The 19,582-nt window shown below is 37.1% G+C and carries 21 protein-coding genes; 16 read left to right on the top strand and 5 right to left on the bottom strand.

Features of this window, described 5'->3' with window-relative positions:
- Positions 1 to 32: 32 nt before the first annotated feature.
- Together BLT95_RS09055 and BLT95_RS09050 are read right to left on the bottom strand one after the other, a co-directional pair.
- Positions 33 to 2,099, bottom strand: a complete 2,067-nt coding sequence (locus BLT95_RS09055) for a pitrilysin family protein (RefSeq protein ID WP_089665773.1) — start codon at positions 2,097 to 2,099, stop codon at positions 33 to 35.
- A 20-nt stretch (positions 2,100 to 2,119) separates the two neighbouring features.
- Positions 2,120 to 3,442, bottom strand: a complete 1,323-nt coding sequence (locus tag BLT95_RS09050; protein ID WP_089665772.1) for a pitrilysin family protein — start codon at positions 3,440 to 3,442, stop codon at positions 2,120 to 2,122.
- A gap of 169 nt (positions 3,443 to 3,611) precedes the next feature.
- Here BLT95_RS09050 and BLT95_RS09045 point away from each other — a divergent pair, with 169 nt between their 5' ends.
- The 4 genes from BLT95_RS09045 (at position 3,612) to BLT95_RS09030 (ending at position 5,401) form a co-directional block, all read left to right on the top strand.
- Positions 3,612 to 4,094: a DUF4199 domain-containing protein gene (locus BLT95_RS09045; protein ID WP_089665771.1), complete on the top strand. Its 483-nt coding sequence runs from the start codon at positions 3,612 to 3,614 to the stop codon at positions 4,092 to 4,094.
- Positions 4,095 to 4,193: 99 nt separating this feature from the next.
- Positions 4,194 to 4,712, top strand: coding sequence for a 50S ribosomal protein L21 (gene rplU, locus BLT95_RS09040; RefSeq protein ID WP_089665770.1), 519 nt, complete (start codon positions 4,194 to 4,196; stop codon positions 4,710 to 4,712).
- A gap of 25 nt (positions 4,713 to 4,737) precedes the next feature.
- Positions 4,738 to 4,998, top strand: a complete 261-nt coding sequence (rpmA, locus tag BLT95_RS09035) for a 50S ribosomal protein L27 (RefSeq protein WP_026913974.1) — start codon at positions 4,738 to 4,740, stop codon at positions 4,996 to 4,998.
- Positions 4,999 to 5,104: 106 nt separating this feature from the next.
- Positions 5,105 to 5,401, top strand: a complete 297-nt coding sequence (locus tag BLT95_RS09030; protein ID WP_089665769.1) for a TIGR03643 family protein — start codon at positions 5,105 to 5,107, stop codon at positions 5,399 to 5,401.
- Between the two features lie 57 nt (positions 5,402 to 5,458).
- On the opposite strand, the gene BLT95_RS09025 is transcribed toward BLT95_RS09030, so the two are convergent.
- Positions 5,459 to 6,688 (bottom strand): hypothetical protein, encoded by a 1,230-nt coding sequence (locus BLT95_RS09025; RefSeq protein WP_089665768.1) that lies wholly within the window; start codon positions 6,686 to 6,688, stop codon positions 5,459 to 5,461.
- A gap of 143 nt (positions 6,689 to 6,831) precedes the next feature.
- On the opposite strand from BLT95_RS09025, the gene miaB reads away from it, so the two are divergent.
- From miaB to groL, 7 genes are all read left to right on the top strand, one after another.
- The gene (gene miaB / locus BLT95_RS09020) at positions 6,832 to 8,277 is read left to right on the top strand and encodes a tRNA (N6-isopentenyl adenosine(37)-C2)-methylthiotransferase MiaB (protein WP_089665767.1); all 1,446 of its coding nucleotides are present in this window, start codon (positions 6,832 to 6,834) and stop codon (positions 8,275 to 8,277) included.
- 74 nt (positions 8,278 to 8,351) lie between these two features.
- Positions 8,352 to 9,617: a sigma 54-interacting transcriptional regulator gene (locus tag BLT95_RS09015; protein WP_089665766.1), complete on the top strand. Its 1,266-nt coding sequence runs from the start codon at positions 8,352 to 8,354 to the stop codon at positions 9,615 to 9,617.
- A gap of 30 nt (positions 9,618 to 9,647) precedes the next feature.
- Complete coding sequence (locus BLT95_RS09010; RefSeq protein WP_089665765.1) at positions 9,648 to 10,151, top strand: LptE family protein; 504 nt, start codon at positions 9,648 to 9,650, stop codon at positions 10,149 to 10,151.
- On the top strand, positions 10,151 to 11,029 hold the full coding sequence (locus BLT95_RS09005) for a hypothetical protein (RefSeq protein WP_089665764.1): 879 nt from the start codon (positions 10,151 to 10,153) through the stop codon (positions 11,027 to 11,029). The genes BLT95_RS09010 and BLT95_RS09005 overlap by 1 nt, the downstream gene beginning before the upstream one ends.
- Before the next feature lie 2 nt (positions 11,030 to 11,031).
- The gene (gene secG, locus BLT95_RS09000; RefSeq protein WP_089665763.1) at positions 11,032 to 11,376 is read left to right on the top strand and encodes a preprotein translocase subunit SecG; all 345 of its coding nucleotides are present in this window, start codon (positions 11,032 to 11,034) and stop codon (positions 11,374 to 11,376) included.
- A 152-nt stretch (positions 11,377 to 11,528) separates the two neighbouring features.
- Positions 11,529 to 11,804 (top strand): co-chaperone GroES, encoded by a 276-nt coding sequence (locus BLT95_RS08995; protein WP_089665762.1) that lies wholly within the window; start codon positions 11,529 to 11,531, stop codon positions 11,802 to 11,804.
- 106 nt (positions 11,805 to 11,910) lie between these two features.
- Positions 11,911 to 13,551: a chaperonin GroEL gene (gene groL, locus BLT95_RS08990; RefSeq protein WP_089665761.1), complete on the top strand. Its 1,641-nt coding sequence runs from the start codon at positions 11,911 to 11,913 to the stop codon at positions 13,549 to 13,551.
- 127 nt (positions 13,552 to 13,678) lie between these two features.
- Here the strand turns inward: groL and BLT95_RS08985 are convergent, their stop codons facing one another.
- Entirely contained in the window at positions 13,679 to 14,140 is a 462-nt protein-coding gene (locus BLT95_RS08985) for an SRPBCC domain-containing protein (protein WP_089665760.1), read from the bottom strand.
- A gap of 210 nt (positions 14,141 to 14,350) precedes the next feature.
- Between BLT95_RS08985 and BLT95_RS08980 the strand changes: the two genes are divergently transcribed.
- Complete coding sequence (locus tag BLT95_RS08980; RefSeq protein ID WP_089666891.1) at positions 14,351 to 15,829, top strand: SLC13 family permease; 1,479 nt, start codon at positions 14,351 to 14,353, stop codon at positions 15,827 to 15,829.
- Here BLT95_RS08980 and BLT95_RS08975 read toward each other — a convergent pair.
- Complete coding sequence (locus BLT95_RS08975; RefSeq protein WP_089665759.1) at positions 15,826 to 16,872, bottom strand: AraC family transcriptional regulator; 1,047 nt, start codon at positions 16,870 to 16,872, stop codon at positions 15,826 to 15,828. The genes BLT95_RS08980 and BLT95_RS08975 overlap by 4 nt on opposite strands.
- Before the next feature lie 290 nt (positions 16,873 to 17,162).
- Between BLT95_RS08975 and BLT95_RS08970 the strand changes: the two genes are divergently transcribed.
- Genes BLT95_RS08970 through BLT95_RS08955 form a run of 4 tightly spaced genes read left to right on the top strand, consistent with a single transcriptional unit; the run spans position 17,163 to position 19,532 of the window.
- Positions 17,163 to 17,345, top strand: a complete 183-nt coding sequence (locus BLT95_RS08970; protein ID WP_089665758.1) for a hypothetical protein — start codon at positions 17,163 to 17,165, stop codon at positions 17,343 to 17,345.
- Positions 17,346 to 17,400: 55 nt separating this feature from the next.
- Positions 17,401 to 17,736, top strand: a complete 336-nt coding sequence (locus BLT95_RS08965) for an arsenosugar biosynthesis-associated peroxidase-like protein (protein WP_089665757.1) — start codon at positions 17,401 to 17,403, stop codon at positions 17,734 to 17,736.
- Between the two features lie 48 nt (positions 17,737 to 17,784).
- Positions 17,785 to 18,843: an arsenosugar biosynthesis radical SAM (seleno)protein ArsS gene (gene arsS / locus BLT95_RS08960; RefSeq protein WP_089665756.1), complete on the top strand. Its 1,059-nt coding sequence runs from the start codon at positions 17,785 to 17,787 to the stop codon at positions 18,841 to 18,843.
- Between the two features lie 8 nt (positions 18,844 to 18,851).
- Complete coding sequence (locus BLT95_RS08955; protein WP_089665755.1) at positions 18,852 to 19,532, top strand: DUF2064 domain-containing protein; 681 nt, start codon at positions 18,852 to 18,854, stop codon at positions 19,530 to 19,532.
- The last annotated feature ends 50 nt before the right edge of the window (positions 19,533 to 19,582 follow it).

Below are 19,582 nucleotides of genomic sequence, written 5' to 3'. Positions count from 1 at the left end.
AGGGGGCTTTAGTTTTACTGTTTTATTAAAATTTATTCAGTCGCAAAATCCTCTTCAGAAATTCCTTCGTTTACTAGAATTTCAGAAACTTTAAATTCAAAAGACTGTGGTCCCATGCTTTGAGAGATCGTAAAAGGAAACTTTACTCCTTCTACTTCCTGGTAATCACTATAACCTGTTGGAATAGTCATCGTTTGTCCAGCCTGGCTCACAGTTTTAATAGATTGAACTTTTAATCCTGTTTTAACGGAATAGAAATTTTTGTTGTTGTCATCTATTTCAACAACATAAGCATCTTCACCATTCACCTTTTCCAACCCTGTTACCTTGGCATCACCAACACTTAATTCAGGAAATGGATTGGCATCTGTTTTAGCGGTTTCAATTTGTTCTTCATTATATGGCATTTTTTGTCCCTGTGCCATTACAAATCCGGTTTCTCCGTCAAAAACCTGCTTATTCATCACATTTCCTCCCATAGAAATTGACTGGGAAAGTTTGCCTTCCATGGTTCTTTTCATTTCAAGGTCTAATTTCATTCCCTGAACCTCAGCCTGAGCAAGCATTACAACACTTTCTACATTATTTACGGCTTCTTTGCCGCCAATAGCGTCAATATATTTGGAGAAAACAGCCTCGGTAGTAACAGAAGCATCTACTGTTTTGGCTTCTGGTTTTTCAGTCTTTTCACCAAATCTATTATAATAATTTATCGGAATTGTTTTGCCGTTATAAGTCATTTTTTCCAGATTCTCAAGTACATCAGAACCTTTTCCTGCGATCACGATTCTCGAATTATCTGCCATGAAATATTTCTGGGCAACTCTTTGGACATCATCTTTAGTTACCTCATCAATTCTTTCAAGATATTCTTCGTAGAAATTATCGTCAAGATCCTCGGTTTCAATTTCCATGGCAAAATTTGCAATAGTTGCAGGTTGCTCCAGGGATAAAACAAAATCTCCAGTAATTTTGGCCTTTGCATTTGCAAGTTCCTGATCTGTTACTTTTTCATTTCTAATCTTGTATACTTCGTCAAGAAAAGCAACCACAGAGCTATCTGTAACTTCATTTCTAACGCTGGCGCTGGCTACAAAGGTAGACGCATATTTGTCATTTCCTGTACTGGAGTAAGCTCCGTAGGTGTATCCCTTGTCTTCTCTTAAATTAAGAAAAAGTCTCGCTTCACCACCGCCACCAAGGATCTTGTTAGCTACAAGAACCGGGAAATAATCGTCGTCTTTCTTCTTAAGATTGATAGTGTTCACTAGCGCGATTTCACTTTGAACAGCGTTTGGCATATTTACGAAATCGATCTCTGTTTCTTCAACATTAGAAACTGTAGGTAAAGTCACATCTGGAGTAGCAGTTCCTTTCCAGCTGGAAAAATTCTTTTTCACAAGATCTTTCACTTCATCTTCGTCTACATCCCCAACAATAACCAAATAGGCATTTTTAGGAGAGAACCATGTGCTGTAATAAGATTTCACATCGGCAAGCTCAATATTATTTACCGTTTCCTGAGTAGAAAATTCACCGTATGGGTGATCTTTTCCATAAGCAAGTGCAGATCGTACTCTTCTTGCGTTATAGGAAACATCTTTTTCGCTGCTCTTAAGCCCATCAATAGTTCTGGCTTTTGACTTGTCAAATTCTTCCTGAGTGAATTTTGCGTTCACCATTCCATCAGCCATCAGGCCTAATACTTCAGGGAAATATTTAGAAAGGGTGTTAGCGTTTGCTCCTCCAGCGTAGAAATTTAAACGTGCTCCAAGAAAATCAACTCTTTCGTTGAATTCATCTTTGGTCATGTTCGTAGTCCCGGTTCCTATAAGGTCCCCGGTAATTCCTGAAACACCTGCTTTACTACCTTCTACATGGGGAGGGTTGTCAAATCTTAACGACATCGCTACCCTTGGTAATTTATGGTTCTCAACGATCATTACCTGTAATCCGTTATCCAGATCAAAAGTTTCAGGTTCGTCCACATTTACTTTCGGAGCAGGCCCAGGTTCGGGCATTTTACTTCGATCTATTTGAGCTGAAACACCAGCAGACAGAGTTAAAACTGCTGCCAGGGTTAATATATTTTTTATCATTATCTATATTTTTTGATTTATTATTCTGCCTGTTCGTTTGCAGGTAAGTATTCCAATACCACTCTTTGATTTGGTTTCAGGTATTCGCTGGCTACCCTCTTTATATCCTCACGAGTAATAGAACGGTAGATTTCGATCTCATCATTAATAAGATCGGTATCCCCGTAAAGCAGGTAGTTTCTAGCTAAGGAATTTGCGATCCCTGCCACGCTCGAATTAGAATTCACGAAACTATTTTCAGCTTTATTCTGAAGTTTTTGAAAGTCACTTTCTGAAATCATCTCATTTCTTAGTTTAGCGATCTCCTCTTCTACTTCGGTATTCAAGGTCTCCAAAGATGTTTCGCCAAGAGGGATACCAAAAATAAGGTACATTCCATAATCTTCCTGTTCAAGGTTAAAGGCACCTATTTGAAGAGCTTGTTTTTGCTCATCAACCAATTTCTTATACAATTTAGAGCTATTCCCGTCACTTAGATAATCTGAGATCATATTTAGAACATATGAATCCTTTTTTGTGAAAGCAGGGGTTCTATATCCAATTACTGAAGCAGGAATTTGAATGTTAGAATCATAAGCTTTTGCATTTATTTGCTTTGTAATTGGCTCTTCTTCTGGGTAATTTCTTGTGATCTCTTCCCCTTTCTGGATAGGACCAAAATAATCCTTGATCATTTTTTTAGTCTTATCCATATCTATGTCTCCCGCTACAACAAGCACAGCATTGTTAGGTACATAATATTTATCAAAATAAGCTTTAAATTCGTCCAGTGTCGCAGCATCAAGATCTTCCATATAACCAACATTAGGATCTTTGTAAGGGTGGTTCACAAACATGTTCTCTTGCATGGACTGCAGGAGATTTCCATAAGGAGAGTTGTCATATCGAAGTCTTCTTTCTTCTTTTACCACTTCATTCTGGGTATCCACTCCCTTTTGACCAATAATTGGGTGCATCATCCTTTCAGACTCCATCCATAATCCAAGTTCAAGGTTGTTTGAAGGAAATACTTCGTAATAATAAGTTCTGTCCTGGCTTGTGTTCGCATTGTTACTTCCCCCATGGGAGCTAACTATTTCAAACCATTTTCCATTTGGAATATTTTCAGTTCCTTCAAAAAGAAGATGTTCAAAGAAATGAGCCATTCCGGTTCTTCCATCTTCACGATCTTTTCCTCCAACGTGGTACATTACAGAGGTGGTAACAACCGGTGCCGAATTATCCTTATGCAGAATAACATGGAGCCCGTTGTCTAAATCATACTCAGTGAATTCAACTTCCTGAGCGAAACCTACGATTCCTATAAAGAAAAAGCAGGCAACAAGTTTTAGTTTGTTAATCATTTTAAAATAGGTTTTTTCAATTGTATTAATTAGTAACTATTAGAGCTAAAAAGTTACATTATTTTGGTATAAATACTAACTCCTGGTGAAAAGTGTTAAAATTAACATGCTATTAAGGTAATAAACGTAACATTTTTTGGAAATTTACTATGAAAAATCTCAAAGTGCTATGGACAAATTAAGTATTCCCGTTAAATATGGAGTTGCTATTGCAGCTGGTTTAATTGCTTATTTTTTAATACTCTCCTTATTTGGAGCTCATGTAAATCCAATTTATAGTTTATTTAATGGAGTTATTATGGCTTACGGGATGTTTGAAGCAATCAAGCATTACAGACTGCATAAGGGGAATAAATTCAAATTTCAGAAGGGGTTTATGGCCGGCCTTCTAACGGGTTTTAATGCTACGATCATTTTCACTATTTTCTTTGGTCTTTATGCTACAGAATTTAATCCTGGATTTCTTGATGATCTCATTACAGTTTGGATCAAAGATTATAATACCAATATTGGAATTGTACTTTTTGTAGTAGCTGTGATGGGCTTTGCAACAAGTCTGGTATTGACGCTAGCTTATATGCAGTTATTCAAAAAATCATGGAATACTAAAGAAGCGAAGAAACATACGATTTCTGGTGATTCTGAAAAATAGAAAAACCTTTGTCAATTAATTAATTAGGATTATATTTGCACCCGCTTGCGTGAAAAATGTAAGCACTATTTTAAGTATTTAAATAATTAATTATACGCTATGTACGCAATTGTAGAGATAGCAGGGCAGCAATTTAAAGTTGCAAAAGACCAAAAGGTTTACGTAAACCGTTTAGCAGGTGAAGAAGGAGACAGTGTTTCTTTTAACAAAGTTTTACTTACTGCAGATGGTGATAATGTTACTGTTGGCGCCCCGGCTATAGATGGAGCTCTTGTTGGAGCAAAGATCAACCGTCACTTAAAAGGTGATAAGGTTATTGTTTTCAAAAAGAAAAGACGTAAAGGTTACCGTGTTAAGAATGGTCACCGTCAGGCTCTAACAGAGATTCTTATTGAAGGAATAGACCTTAAAGGAGGTAAAAAAGCATCAACTAAAAAGGCAGAGCCTAAAAAAGAAGAAGCTAAAAAAGAAACAAAGAAGACTGAGACCAAATCTGATAAGAAATCAGAAGACCTTAGCCAGAACACAGTAGTAGAACTGAGGGAAATGGCAAAAGAAAAAGGTGTTGAGGGATACTCTTCTATGAAGAAAGCAGAATTAATTGCTGCATTAAGCTAAGTTTAACTACTAAAAACGAAATAAAATGGCACATAAAAAAGGAGTTGGTAGTTCCAAGAACGGTAGAGAGTCAGAATCGAAACGCTTAGGTGTGAAGATCTTTGGCGGACAGGCTGCTGTTGCAGGAAATATTATCGTAAGACAGAGAGGTACTGCGCATCGTCCAGGTGACAATGTATACGCAGGGAAAGATCATACATTACACGCTAAAGTAGATGGTCTTGTAAAGTTTACTAAGAAGAAAGATGATAAATCTTATGTTTCTATTGAGCCTTTCGAAGCTTAATTAAACAACCTGATATTTATACAGAAACCCTTTTCTAAACGGAAAGGGTTTTTTTATGTCATTCAGTAAAATTGTTTAACTTTAATCTATATAAATTAAACAAAAAATGAGCATTGCGAAAGAATTTCAATTAGAGGAACGCCAGATAGATAGAATCATTTCCATGGCCTGGGAAGATAGAACCACTTTTGAAGCAATTGAATATCAGTTTGGGTTAACAGAAAAGCAGGTGATCATCTTTATGAAAGAGCAAATGCATCCTCGTAACTGGAGAAAATGGAGAGCTCGCGTTCAGGGCAGAAAAACAAAACATGAGAAATTAAGAGGGAATGATGTGAATAGGTTTAAAAGTAATTCTCAAAGACACATCACCGGGAATAGAATTTCTAAAAAGAAATATTAAAATAAAAATCCCCGCCCTACACGGGGATTTCTAAAAAAAACCAAACAAAAAAGGGAATTAATTCAAAGTAAAAGAACTTATTAAATTAATTTCGTTACCCTTATAGGAATACTGGTAGAGTATATTATCCCCAACCATAAGTAGTCTTTCATCAAGGGGGATGACATCATAGGTGTTAATGTTACTGAATTGATCGATATACTTAAGGTTAGGGGTTTCTTCTATTCCAAATATTTTTAAGCCTGCATTTCCGTCGCAAACAAATAACCAGTTGTCTTTTACACCAAGTCCATAAGGATTTGTCATTTCATAAGAATTCACAAGCTTAGGATTGGATTTGTCTGATACATCCACAACATCAAGTTGATTCATATTTTGACCACAGGCATTACCACCGCGAATCGTTACATACGCATAATTATCTTTAACAACCACCGGGTCACATCCGCGAACATGTTGTAGAAATGATTTTTGCTGAGGATTTGCCGGATCTTCAATAGTGTAAATATACATTCCGGTACTGCTGCCTAGGTATAGATGATTTTCGTAATTAAAAATTGTTTCTACCTGCCAGCCTACATATTCATTCTTTAGTAGATCTGGACTGGAAGGTGTTGAAATATCAAAAGTAGAAAGTGAAGATTCATCGGCAACATATAAGTGGTCATCGTTGAGGCTAAACCTGGCCATGCTACCACCTGTGCCCGAATTTCCTCCTCCGTCTGCGGCTGACTCAAAGAAAGGGCCATCCCCACGTGTCTCTGCATGCTCAATTCTCCTTGTTTCAATTACGTATCCAACAATTACTTCTTTAGAGGGATCAAAACTTTCAAAATCAACATAATTAACACCTTCAGGAGCAGTAGCGTAATAGTTTGGGAATACATCCTGAACTCTTCCAACTTCAGAGATTTTATTAATGTTGCTTATATCAAAGACCACCAGGTCCATTCCATTATCTGCATAAAGTTTTTCGTCCTTTATGGCAATGTCCATATTTCTTGGAATCTTGAGGAATTTAATATTTTGAGGATTAAAAGGATCGGTGTTATCTATTATATGTACACCCTCGTTTTTATCGTTGATGAAAATATAATCGTTCCAGGCATATATTTTCCCTGACTCCTTTATGGTTTTGGGTGCCTGCACCTTAATGGAGGCTCTAAAGTCTGCGATAGATTGTGTAACAGGAACAGCGACATTAGAAAGATTAGAATTCTCCTCTTCGTCACAGGAAATAAAAACCAGAAATACCAATAGGAGCGGAAAATTAAGTAGCCTGTTCATTTCTAAATCGGTTAGTTACCTTTTAGATGCAACTAAAGAAGAAAGGTTGCGTATATATTTATAAATTTTTTTCTGTCACTTTGTCAGAATTGTCTTTAGTCCTATCTTTGCCAATCTAAAAACCGACAGGTTATTAAAGAATTATGGAGAAGATTATAGACGAGAAGAAACAGGGAAACTCTTTGGTAATAGAGCCTAAGGCAAATAATAGTCGTAAGCTGTTTATTGAAAGTTATGGCTGCGCCATGAATTTTAGTGATAGCGAAATTGTAGCTTCTATTCTTTCTAAAGAAGGTTTTAATACTACTCAAAATCTGGAAGAAGCAGATCTTGTTCTAGTCAATACCTGTTCTATAAGAGAGAAGGCTGAACAAACCGTACGGAAACGTTTAGAGAAATATAACGCAGTAAAAAGAATTAATCCCGGAATGAAGGTGGGCGTGCTTGGTTGTATGGCTGAACGTTTGAAAGATAAATTTCTGGAAGAAGAGAAGATCGTGGACCTGGTTGTTGGACCAGATGCTTATAAGGATCTTCCAAATTTGATAAATGAAGTTGAGGAAGGCAGAGATGCTATCAATGTAATCTTAAGCAAAGAAGAAACCTATGGGGATGTTTCACCGGTAAGATTACAAAGCAACGGAGTGTCGGCTTTTGTTTCTATTACCCGCGGCTGTGATAATATGTGTACATTTTGTGTGGTTCCTTTCACAAGAGGGCGTGAGAGAAGTAGGGATCCACAGAGTATCGTTGAAGAAGTGAACGATCTTGCATCAAAAGGCTATAAAGAGATCACATTGCTGGGGCAGAATGTAGATAGTTATTTATGGTATGGTGGCGGGCTAAAAAAGGATTTCAAAAATGCCACAGAGATTCAGAAAGCTACAGCGACCAATTTCGCAGGGCTTCTAAGACTGGTTGCTGAGGCACAGCCTAAAATGAGAATTCGATTTTCTACTTCGAATCCGCAGGATATGACCCTGGATGTTATTGAAACAATGGCTGCTTATAGAAATATTTGTAACTATATTCACTTGCCTGTTCAAAGTGGAAGCGATCGTATTTTAAAGAAAATGAATCGCCTTCATACCAGAGAAGAATATTTTGAGTTAATCGATAATATCAAAAAAATGATCCCTAATTGCGGGATTTCTCACGATCTTATCACCGGTTTCCCTACAGAAACTGAAGAAGATCATCAGGATACGATTTCTCTTATGGAATATGTGAAATATGATTTTGGATACATGTTCACTTATTCTGAGAGACCAGGTACTACGGCAGAGAGAAAATTAGAAGATGATGTGCCAGAGAAAGTCAAGAAAAGAAGGTTACAGGAAATCGTAGATCTTCAGCAAAAACATAGTAGGTACAATACTAATTCAGTAATAGGAACCACCGTTGAAGTTTTAATTGAGAAGAAATCTAAAAAATCTGATGCTCACTGGAGTGGTAGAAATGAAAGAAATACGGTAACGGTGTTTCCAAAAGAAAATTACAAGATCGGTGATTTTGTAATGGTTAAAATTCAAGACTGTACAAGCGCAACCTTAATTGGTGAGCCTGTGGGGTATAGCGATATCAACTAATTATTATTAATTACAGTATAACAGTTCATGTTTTATTAACTGATTGCTGTTTACTAACTACTGAATACTTAAAAATGGAATCAGTTCAGGCAATTAAACAACGTTTTGGCATTATAGGTGACGATCCAAAACTTAACCGTGCAGTTGAGAAAGCCATACAGGTTGCTCCAACAGATATCTCTGTACTGGTAACCGGGGAAAGTGGAGTAGGTAAAGAAAGTATACCTAAGATAATTCATGCATTATCTCATAGAAAACACGGGAAATATATAGCAGTAAACTGTGGTGCAATTCCAGAAGGTACTATAGATAGTGAGCTTTTTGGACACGAAAAAGGAGCTTTTACGGGGGCAACTCAAACCAGAAATGGATATTTTGAGGTAGCAGATGGTGGAACGATCTTCTTAGATGAGGTAGGAGAATTACCTTTACCAACCCAGGTGAGATTGCTTAGGGTTCTGGAGAATGGGGAGTTTATTAAAGTAGGTTCTTCTAAAGTTCAAAAAACCAATGTGCGTATTGTAGCTGCTACTAATATCAATATGTTTGAGTCGATCCAGAAAGACAAATTTCGGGAAGATCTTTATTATCGTTTAAGCACAGTAGAGATAAGCCTTCCGCCGCTGCGTGAAAGAAAGGATGATATTCATTTACTTTTTAGAAAATTTGCTTCAGATTTCGGACTTAAGTATAAAATGCCTACAATCAAACTTGAAGAGGAGGCAGTAGCATTATTGCTGAAGTATCGTTGGGGAGGAAATATTCGTCAGCTCAGAAATATTGCCGAGCAAATTTCAGTTCTTGAACAAAACAGAAGTATAAGCGCTGCAGATTTAAGACATTATCTTCCAGATGTTGGCAGTAATCTGCCTGCAGTTATTTCAGATAAGAAGAAGGAAGGTGATTTTAGCAATGAAAGGGAGATACTATATAAAGTGCTCTTCGACATGAAGAACGACCTTAATGATCTAAAGAAGCTTACCTTGAAATTGATGCAGGAGGGAGATAGCAAACAGGTACAGGACGAAAATGAAGGTTTAATTGAAAAAATTTATGGTAATAGTGGGGACGATATAGATGAAGCTGATATAGATGAAGATGAATTGAACGTACTTCAAATTCCGCAACAGAATTCAGCTGGATCAAGGCAGGAAGAAAAAGATAAATATTATTTTGCCGAAGAGATAGAGGAAGAAGAAACACTTTCCCTGCAGGACAAAGAACTGGAACTTATTAAGAAATCCTTAGAAAGACACAGCGGAAAAAGAAAAGCTGCGGCAGATGAACTGGGGATTAGTGAAAGAACTTTATATAGAAAGATCAAACAATATAATTTGTAGTATTAAGCTATCGGCTTACAGCTAAAACATATGAAGAAACTATTTTTTATTTTTTGCTCTACCTTACTTTTAAGTCTGCAATCTTGCGGAATTTATTCCTTTACAGGAGCAGATACCGGTGAAGCCGAAACTTTTCAGGTCAATTTTTTTCAGAATAATGCAGATCTTGTGGAGCCTGGAATAGACAGGACGTTTACTAACTCATTGCAGGACCTGATCTTAAATCAAACAAGTTTAAACTTGACCAATACCAATGGAGACCTGGTATTTGAGGGGGAGATTACCCAGTATTATATTTCTCCAATGTCTGCGACGGCACAAAATACAGCAGCACAAAACAGATTGACGATTTCCGTAAACGTAAGATATTATAACACGCTGGAGCCGGAAAAGGACTTTGAGAATAGGTTTTCGTTCTATTATGACTACCCTGCACAAACACAATTAGTAGGAGCGGCTTTACAAACTGCGCTGGATGAAATATATACCAGATTAACTCAGGATATTTTTAATGCAGCATTAACCGATTGGTAATGGATGTAAAAGAGCTAACATATCTCTTAGATAATCCCGGAGAAATTACTTCCGAGCAAACCCGAGAGATTGAAAAAATCCTGGTTAGAGCACCTTATTTTCAGGCGGCCAGGGCTATTAGGTTAAAAGGTCTTAAAGAACATCAGGAGTTTAGTTATAATTCAGCGCTTAAGAAAACAGCTGCTTACACTACAGATAGGAGTATCCTGTTTGATTTTATTACCTCACCAGAATTCAATCAAAATCAGATTGCAAAACAAATTAGGGAGCAGGAGGAAAGATTGAAGCAGATCACGGTCTATGAAGCTGAAGAAGTTCATGGGCGTCGAAGTCTTGATATCAATGAAGCTATCAAGATGAAGCAATCTGAATCTGAGCGGGTGATGGATCCTTCTTTGTTTGAAAGGCCTATGCATTCAGAAATAGCAGAAAGTCATGCTGTTGGGAATGAAGAGTCTTCAGAAGAAGAACTGGGGATTGGGAAACCTTTGGAGTTTGATGGAAAAGAGTCGCACTCATTTTCAGAATGGCTAAAACTAACTAAAGCAGAACCAGTACAAAGAGATGATGAGAAAATAGAAGAAAAAACAGATGAGGGTCGTTTAAGGAAATTTGAACTTATTGAAGAATTTATTTCAAAAAATCCAAAAATAAAACCCGGTAAAATTGCCAATAAAGCGAATCTCGCAGAAGAGAGTGTTGCAGCCCCGGAGTCCTTGATGACAGAGACTTTAGCGAAGGTTTATTTAGAGCAGAAGAACTATAAAAAAGCCGTTCAGGCATATAAAATATTAATTTTGAAAAATCCCGAAAAAAGTGGTTTCTTTGCAGACCAAATTCGGGCAATAGAGAAATTACAAGATATTAATAACGATTAAGAATGAGCACATTCACTATATTTTTAGCTTTAATAATTATCGTAGCATTTTTGCTGGTAGTTGTGATTATGGTACAGAACCCTAAAGGAGGGGGACTATCTTCATCTTTTGGTGGCGGGGGTCAGCAAATGGGAGGTGTTAAGAAAACAACAGATTTTCTTGATAAAAGTACCTGGACATTAGCAACTTTATTATTGGTGCTAATCTTACTTTCCAATGTTACAATTATGGATGCTCCGGCCGAGGCTGGAACCAGAGTTTTTGAAAGTGATGAACCTGTAAATACTGAAATGCCTGCAACACAAACTCCGGCTCAACAACCGGTAAGAACTGACAGTACTCAGTAATTTTCACATAATATTATATTCTTAAAATGCCAGCTTATGACAAGCTGGCATTTTTTTTTTGCTATTGGCAGAAATAAGCTACTGGCATAATTTTAGAAACATCCCTAGCAACATTGAAAAATTAATTAACCTATAATAAAATTTCGAAAAAAATGGGACTAAACGTTAAGCCACTTTCAGACAGGGTTGTTATTGAACCTGTTGCTGCAGAAAATAAAACTGCATCTGGTATAATCATTCCTGAAACTGCTAAAGAAAAACCTCAAAAAGGTAAAGTAGTAGCTGTAGGTAAGGGAACCAAAGATCACGAAATGACCGTTAAGGAAGGTGATATGGTACTTTATGGTAAATATGCTGGTACAGAGCTTAAACTTGAGGGTACAGATTACCTGATTATGCGTGAAGACGATATACTGGCAATAGTATAAGTACACGCCAATAAGCTTTTCCTCATTTCGCAGGAAATAAATTCAAAAAATTAATTAACCACATTTTTTCAGATTTAGAATATTCTGAAAATTAAAATTTATAAAAATGGCAAAAGATATAAAATTTGACATCCAGGCCCGTAACGGGATTAAACGTGGAGTAGATGCATTGGCCAATGCTGTAAAAGTAACCTTGGGACCAAAAGGTCGTAATGTTATTATTAGTAAATCATTTGGAGCACCAACCGTAACAAAAGATGGTGTTACTGTAGCAAAAGAGATCGAACTTGAAGACCCTCTTGAGAATATGGGGGCTCAGATGGTAAAAGAAGTTGCTTCTAAAACCAATGATCTTGCAGGTGATGGTACCACTACTGCAACGGTTCTTGCTCAGGCGATCGTTCAGGAAGGTTTAAAGAACGTTGCTGCCGGTGCAAATCCAATGGATCTTAAAAGAGGAATAGATAAAGCTGTAGAGGCTCTTACAAAAGACCTTGCAAAGCAAACCAAAGAAGTTGGAGATTCTTCAGAAAAAATTAAGCAGGTAGCTTCTATTTCTGCTAACAATGATGATGTTATTGGTGATCTGATCGCTCAGGCATTCGGGAAAGTTGGGAAAGAAGGAGTAATTACTGTAGAGGAAGCTAAAGGTACTGAAACGCATGTAGATGTTGTGGAAGGTATGCAGTTTGACAGAGGTTACCTTTCTCCATATTTCGTTACAAATTCAGAGAAAATGACGGCAGATCTTGAAGATCCTTATATCCTTCTTTTTGATAAGAAGATCTCTTCAATGAAAGATCTACTTCCTGTACTTGAGCCAGTAGCTCAGTCTGGGAAACCATTATTGATCATTGCTGAAGATGTTGATGGGGAAGCACTTGCGACTCTTGTTGTAAATAAACTTCGTGGATCACTTAAAATTGCAGCTGTAAAAGCTCCAGGATTTGGTGACCGTAGAAAAGCAATGCTTGAAGATATCGCGATCCTTACAGGAGGTACTGTAATTTCTGAAGAAAGAGGATTCTCTCTTGAGAACGCAACAATCGATATGTTAGGTACTGCTGAAAAAGTAGCGATAGATAAAGATAATACTACCGTAGTAAATGGAGCGGGAGACGATAAAGCGATCAAAGAGCGTGTGAATCAGATCAAAGCTCAGATCGAGTCTACAACTTCAGATTATGACAGAGAGAAGCTTCAGGAGCGTCTTGCTAAGTTAGCAGGTGGTGTTGCCGTACTTTATGTAGGTGCAGCTTCAGAAGTTGAAATGAAAGAGAAGAAAGACCGTGTAGATGATGCACTTCATGCAACCAGAGCGGCTGTGGAAGAAGGTATCGTTGCTGGTGGTGGTGTTGCCCTTGTTAGAGCCCAGGCTGTATTAAGCAAGATCAAAACTGAAAATCCAGATGAGGCTACGGGAGTTCAGATCGTATCTCGTGCAATTGAATCTCCATTAAGAACAATCGTTGAAAATGCAGGTGGTGAAGGATCTGTAGTGATCAATAAGGTTCTTGAAGGTAAGAAAGACTTTGGATACGATGCGAAGACTGAAACATATGTAGATATGATGAAGGCTGGTATCATTGATCCTAAGAAAGTAACCAGAGTAGCCCTTGAAAATGCTGCTTCTGTTGCCGGAATGATCCTTACTACAGAGTGTGCATTGATCGATCTTCCAGAAGATAATGCTGGTGGAGGCGGAATGCCACAAGGAATGGGTGGTGGAATGCCAGGAATGATGTAAAATAGAAGTTAGACGTTAACTTTTCGGCGTCAGACTTATTTTCAATAAAAACCCGCTTCAAATATTTGAAGCGGGTTTTGTTTTTAGTAGAATTTCTCAGAGAAACGTCCTGAACGATTTGAAGAAATTATTCAGGAGCTTCCATAAAATCAAACCCTCCTTTACGAAGATTGATTCCATATTCTAAATAAGCTTTCATACAGGCAAGAAAATTTGCCCAGCCTTCGGTATTTCTTCCAAACCAGGTGATACCCTCCTCGTTAGCCTCCATTTTTCCTTCTGATATTTTTATAAGCGTACTGTTTCCAGGTCGTTCTTCCAGGTGTATTTTTACTTCCAGATTGCGGTTGGCACTTCCTTCCCATTCAAAAACAACTTCTTCATAAGGTCTTACTTTTAAGACCTGCACATTAACTTTCATATCTGGAAACTCAGGAAATCCCCAAACTACAGCCTTTCCCTCCTCCATTCTGTCAGAACCTTCAGAGATAAAATAGTGAGACATCTGTTCAGGATTTACGATCGCTTCAAAAACGACCTTTTTTGGTTTATTAATCTGAAGTGCAGCTTTTATTTCTAAGTGTTTCATTTGTATAGCATTTATTAGAACTTAAATATCGGAAATATTAATCGAATAATTCTCTAATGCCAGTCCATCGGATTTCCATTTTACTCTACTTAAGAGAGGTTGAAATTGTTCTTTTAGGATCTTTTGATCTGTTCTATTGCTAATACTGAAAAAAGCGATGCTGTTTATAAGGAGATAAATTTAATTATCTTCCGTTTAAAATTGAATGAAATGAAGGGAGCCTTCAGAAAAGCGGCTTTGATGGCGGGGCCAATCTTATTCCTGATTTTACAGGTACTTGGAAAACCTGAAACTATGCCTGAACCTGCATTTGATGTACTATGCGTTACCCTTTGGATGGCGATCTGGTGGGTTACAGAAGCAATCCCAATATCTGTAACTGCACTTCTGCCAATAATTCTTTTCCCACTAACCGGGGCTCTGGATATAGATCTTACTACTGCAGCCTTCGGGCATAAATATGTGTTCCTTTATCTTGGCGGTTTTATACTTGCTGCGGCCATCGAGCGATGGGGTTTACATAGAAGAATAGCTCTTAATATCATCAATTTAATAGGAACCAATATTAAATTTATTATTCTGGGATTCATGATTTCTACTGCATTTTTATCTATGTGGATCTCCAATACCGCGACTTCGGTAATGATGTTGCCAATAGGCACAGCAATTATAAGCCAGTTAAAAGATAACCCTGGGACTAGAAATAATGAAAATAAGATGTTTGGGAAAGCCCTGATGCTTGCAATCGCATACAGTGCTTCAATTGGAGGAATTGCGACACTCATTGGAACTCCACCAAATTTAGTATTTGCAGGTATTGTGGAAGAATTATATGGCTTTGAAATTAGCTTTTCGAAATGGATCATCCTGGGATTGCCAATTTCAATCTTATTGCTATATATATGTTGGAAATACCTTACTTCTAAAGCTTTTGATTTTAAACAGCAGGAGTTTCCCGGTGGAAAAAAAGAGATCCAGAGGCTTATGAAGGAGTTGGGAAGAATAAGTGTTCAGGAAAAACGTGTACTTATAGTTTTTTGCATTACAGCCTTTTGCTGGATAAGTCGAAGTTTTCTATTGCAGCCATTTTTGCCATTTATTGACGATACGATTATTGCGATGAGTGCTGCGGTGCTTCTATTTATTATTCCGGGAGGGAATAAAAGAAATCTCATTACCTGGAACGAGGCGGTTAAGATCCCTTGGGGAATTATTTTACTCTTTGGAGGTGGTATGGCTCTGGCTAAAGGTTTTGGTGAATCAGGTCTGGCGATTTGGATAGGGGAGCAACTTACCAATCTGGAAAATCTGCCTTTATTTTTACTGATATTGGTATTAATTGCAGCGGTGAACTTTCTTACAGAGATCACTTCAAATCTGGCCACTACCGCCATGCTTCTCCCAATTCTCGCCAGCATGGCAATTGCATTAGAGCTACATCCGTATTTTTTAATGGTTGGAGCAACTCTTGCAGCTTCCTGTGCTTTTATGCTTCCCGTAGCGACGCCTCCAAATGCTGTAGTATTTGGCTCTGGTTATTTGCACATCCCGGATATGATAAAAGCCGGGTTATGGCTAAATATCATATCTATATTAATTTTAAGTCTTATGGTATATTTTGCCCTTCCGCTATTATGGGATTTTGATCCTCAAATAATTCCTGAAAAATTTGAAATTCAGGGTAATTAACCCATTCCTTCTTCTACTTCAGCGTCCTTTAAGTTCTTTTTGCTTTTTAAGAAGTATTTTGGGCTCACGCCGTATTTCTCTTTAAATATTTTAGAGAAATAAGACCGATTATTGAGACCTATGGAAGTAACGATTTCTGAAATATTTTTTTCAGAAGCCTTCAGCATTTCTTTTGCAGCTTCAAGCTTTACATGCTGCATATATTTATTTACGGTAAGGTTGTAAACATATTTAAACCCTTCCTGAAGCTTGTTAACATTTGTGCCAGCTTCCTTTGCGAGAGTTTCTACCGTTAAATTAGTGCTGAGATCACCCTGGATTCTTTTGGCAACATAATCTACTTTCTCAACATCAGATTTTCTTAAGATTTGTGGTAGATTTTCACCATTCTCGTCATCCTCATATTGTGCTATCTGAATAACAAGCATTTCAAAAGTTTTTCCTTCAAGGAAAAGATTCCGAAGAAACCCGGTATAAACATTAGTATTGATATCTTCCATCAGATCTGCAGCTTTAATGCTATAATTTCCCTGATAGAAAAATTGCTTTTTAGAAACCGCGTCTTTAAAGAGTTCTTTTAAGGTAGGATCAAGATCTTTAAAGTCATAGTTAGATCTATGGGTAAAAATAGATCTAATAATTTCCAAACTGGAAACGTGTGTAGGCTCATCTTTCTTAAAATATAAGATATGCCCGTCATAACCATTACTACTTACCACGATATTCTGGTAAGTATCTATATTATGGATTTTTTCTTTTTTCTGAAAACAATGGCCAACACTACCCTGCGAGCAGAAAATAAATTTTAGGGGATGTACGGTATTAAGGGAGAAATGAATTTCCACATCCTCGAAAAATTTACAATTATAAGTAACATACCCCATACCCGAATCAAAACTAACTCCTCTTATATAGCCTTCTCCGACTTCTGCAGGTAATTCAATAGTTAGTTCACCGCTGTTGTTTTTTAACTCGGTATCTAAAGATTTGGCAATGTCATCGAGGATTTCATTAACCGGCAATGTTTTTACATCAATTCTCATTTATAAATGCTGTAAATTAACGCTTTTCAAAGTTACGCGTTTTTTAACAAAAAATTTCATTAAATGGGTGCGTAAAACTATCAATTGCGTGAAAAAATTAAGAATTTCATTCGGTTTTATCACCGTATGAGCTAATGGTTATGCGAAAAACGTTAGAGCCAGTACTATTTATCATTAAACTAGCTCTGAAATGACCAAAAGACCTTTTATCGGGTATTAAAAACTTTTGTTAATTCAAGATCGAAACTTTTAGAACCTGGGATTATCCCGTAAATTCATAAAAAACAATCATGGATACAAAAAAAGACCGTTCTTCCCCGGTACCAACAGATCATAAGGAAACAGAACAGAGCAGAAATCAGTCAACCGAAACAAGAACAAATAACTCTGGCTCGAAATTATGGGTTGTTATACTTGTTGTTATTGTTTTTTTGCTTATCATTCTTGCAATTACAGGAGTAGTAAATCTCTAAAACTATTTACCTGAAAATTTCGTACATATTATAAATACTAAAAGCACCTGTTGCTATGTCTAAAACTTATTATGATCCAGCTGATCTTAGAAAATTTGGTGAAATAACTGAATGGAGTGAAGATCTGGGTAAAAAATTCTTCGATTACTACGGAAAGGTATTTGAGGAAGGCGCGCTCTCTGCCAGGGAAAAATCTTTGATAGCACTAGCCGTTTCCCATGTGGTGAAATGTCCATATTGTATAGATGCTTATACCAAAGATGGTCTTCAAAGAGGAATCACTAAAGAGGAAATGATGGAAGCTGTTCATGCCGGAGCAGCAATTGAAAGTGGCGCTACTTTAGTACATGGTGTGCAGATGATGAACAAATACAAAAAGCTAAGCATGTAAGTAATTTCAGAAAATCTGAACTAACTTACTAAGCAAGAAATATTCTTTATGTTAACGAAGTCCCTAAAAGCTAGAAAAGACGACCTTTCAAGCCCAAAAAATCAATTAAAATTTTTAAGTAATGGAATCTTTAAAGAGGGGAAACTTCCTCGTTTTAAGGATAAGATTGCAGAAACGGGAAAATTTCCCTTAAAGCCTAAAAAATTAGAGATACTCCAGTTAAATCTGGGGTATATGTGCAACCAGGTATGTTCTCATTGCCATGTTGATGCGGGTCCTGATAGAAAGGAGATCATGACTAAAGAAACCATGGAGCAATGTCTTGAAGTTATTAAGACCACGGGTGCCCATACACTGGATCTTACAGGTGGTGCTCCAGAAATGAATCCTAATTTCAGATGGTTTGTAGAAGAAGCTTCTAAAGCAGGAATTAAAGATTTTATTGTAAGGTCTAATCTTACCATTATTCTTGCAAATAAGAAATATCACGATCTTCCGGAGTTCTTCAAAAAACATAATGTTCATGTGGCGTCCTCCCTTCCTTTTTATAAAAGAGAGAAAACCGATAAGCAGCGTGGAAGCGGAGTTTTCGATAAATCTATTAAAGCACTTCAAATGTTGAATGCAGTTGGTTATGCCCAGGAAGGAACCGGTCTTAAGCTGGATCTGGTCTATAACCCTTCGGGAGCATTTTTACCAACAGATCAGGAAGCTATGGAACGTGATTTTAAAGTGGCGCTAAAAGAAGATTTCGATATAGATTTTAATAGTCTTTTTGCCATTACTAATTTGCCTATAAGTCGCTTTCTTGAATATTTAATAGCATCAGAGAATTACGAAGAATATATGTATTCATTGGTAGAAGCATATAACCCAACAGCGGTAGAAAATGTAATGTGTACCAACACTATTTCTATTAGCTGGGATGGCTGGTTGTATGACTGTGATTTCAATCAAATGCTTGAGCTTAAGGTAGACAGTAAAGTGCAACATATCAGCGAGTATAATGAGGATCTTTTAAACGATAGGAATATCATCATTTCCCAACATTGTTACGGCTGTACCGCAGGTGCAGGAAGTAGTTGCCAGGGAACCGTAACGGAATAAATAGCAGAATGAAGAATAATTCTGCTGTATTGATATTTGCAAACTCTGCCCAGAAGGAGATCTTGAAAAAAGGGATTCTTTCTCCTGAACTTTTTGATAAGCTCAATGAGCAGGTGCTTAAAACCGTTAAAAAATCTGGTTTAGAGTATTTTTTAATTACCGAAAATGAGCAAAAAGGTAATTCCTTTGGGGAGCGTTTTAGCAATGCAATTCAAGAAATTTTTGATAAGGGCTATGACCATGTTATTAGTATTGGGAATGATACACCGCAGCTCACATCTGCTCATTTAAAGCAGGCCAGCGAACTGCTTCTGGATCATAAGATCGTTCTTGGACCTTCCATGGACGGTGGTTTCTATTTAATGGGAATTCATAAATCTCTCTTTAGAAGAACACAATTCTTAAAATTACCTTGGCAAACCACAAGTTTAGTAAAGTGTGTTAAGAGATTAATCCAGAAGTCTGGAGTAGCCAGTTATCGTTTGGAAAAGCTTCAGGATATTGATCATGCTGAAGACTTAAATTCTTTACTTCATATTTTTAATGGAGTATCAGTAGGGATACGACGTATCATCGTTCATTTTCTGAAAAGGCGTTTCTCTTTTTTTGAGAAGAAGCAAATTATAGAAAAAAGCAGTTACCTACATTCGTTTTACAATAAAGGTTCACCGGAAATACTTCATATTTAGTTGAATTCAGGCTGATTTTTTCAGCAAATATCCATTTTAACTTAACTAAC

It is taken from the genome of Gramella sp. MAR_2010_147 (genome assembly GCF_900105135.1).
In the GTDB taxonomy this organism is placed as follows: Bacteria; Bacteroidota; Bacteroidia; order Flavobacteriales; family Flavobacteriaceae; genus Christiangramia.
Note: the sequence above shows the minus strand (reverse complement) of the source record. Positions and strands in the feature narration are given on the sequence as shown.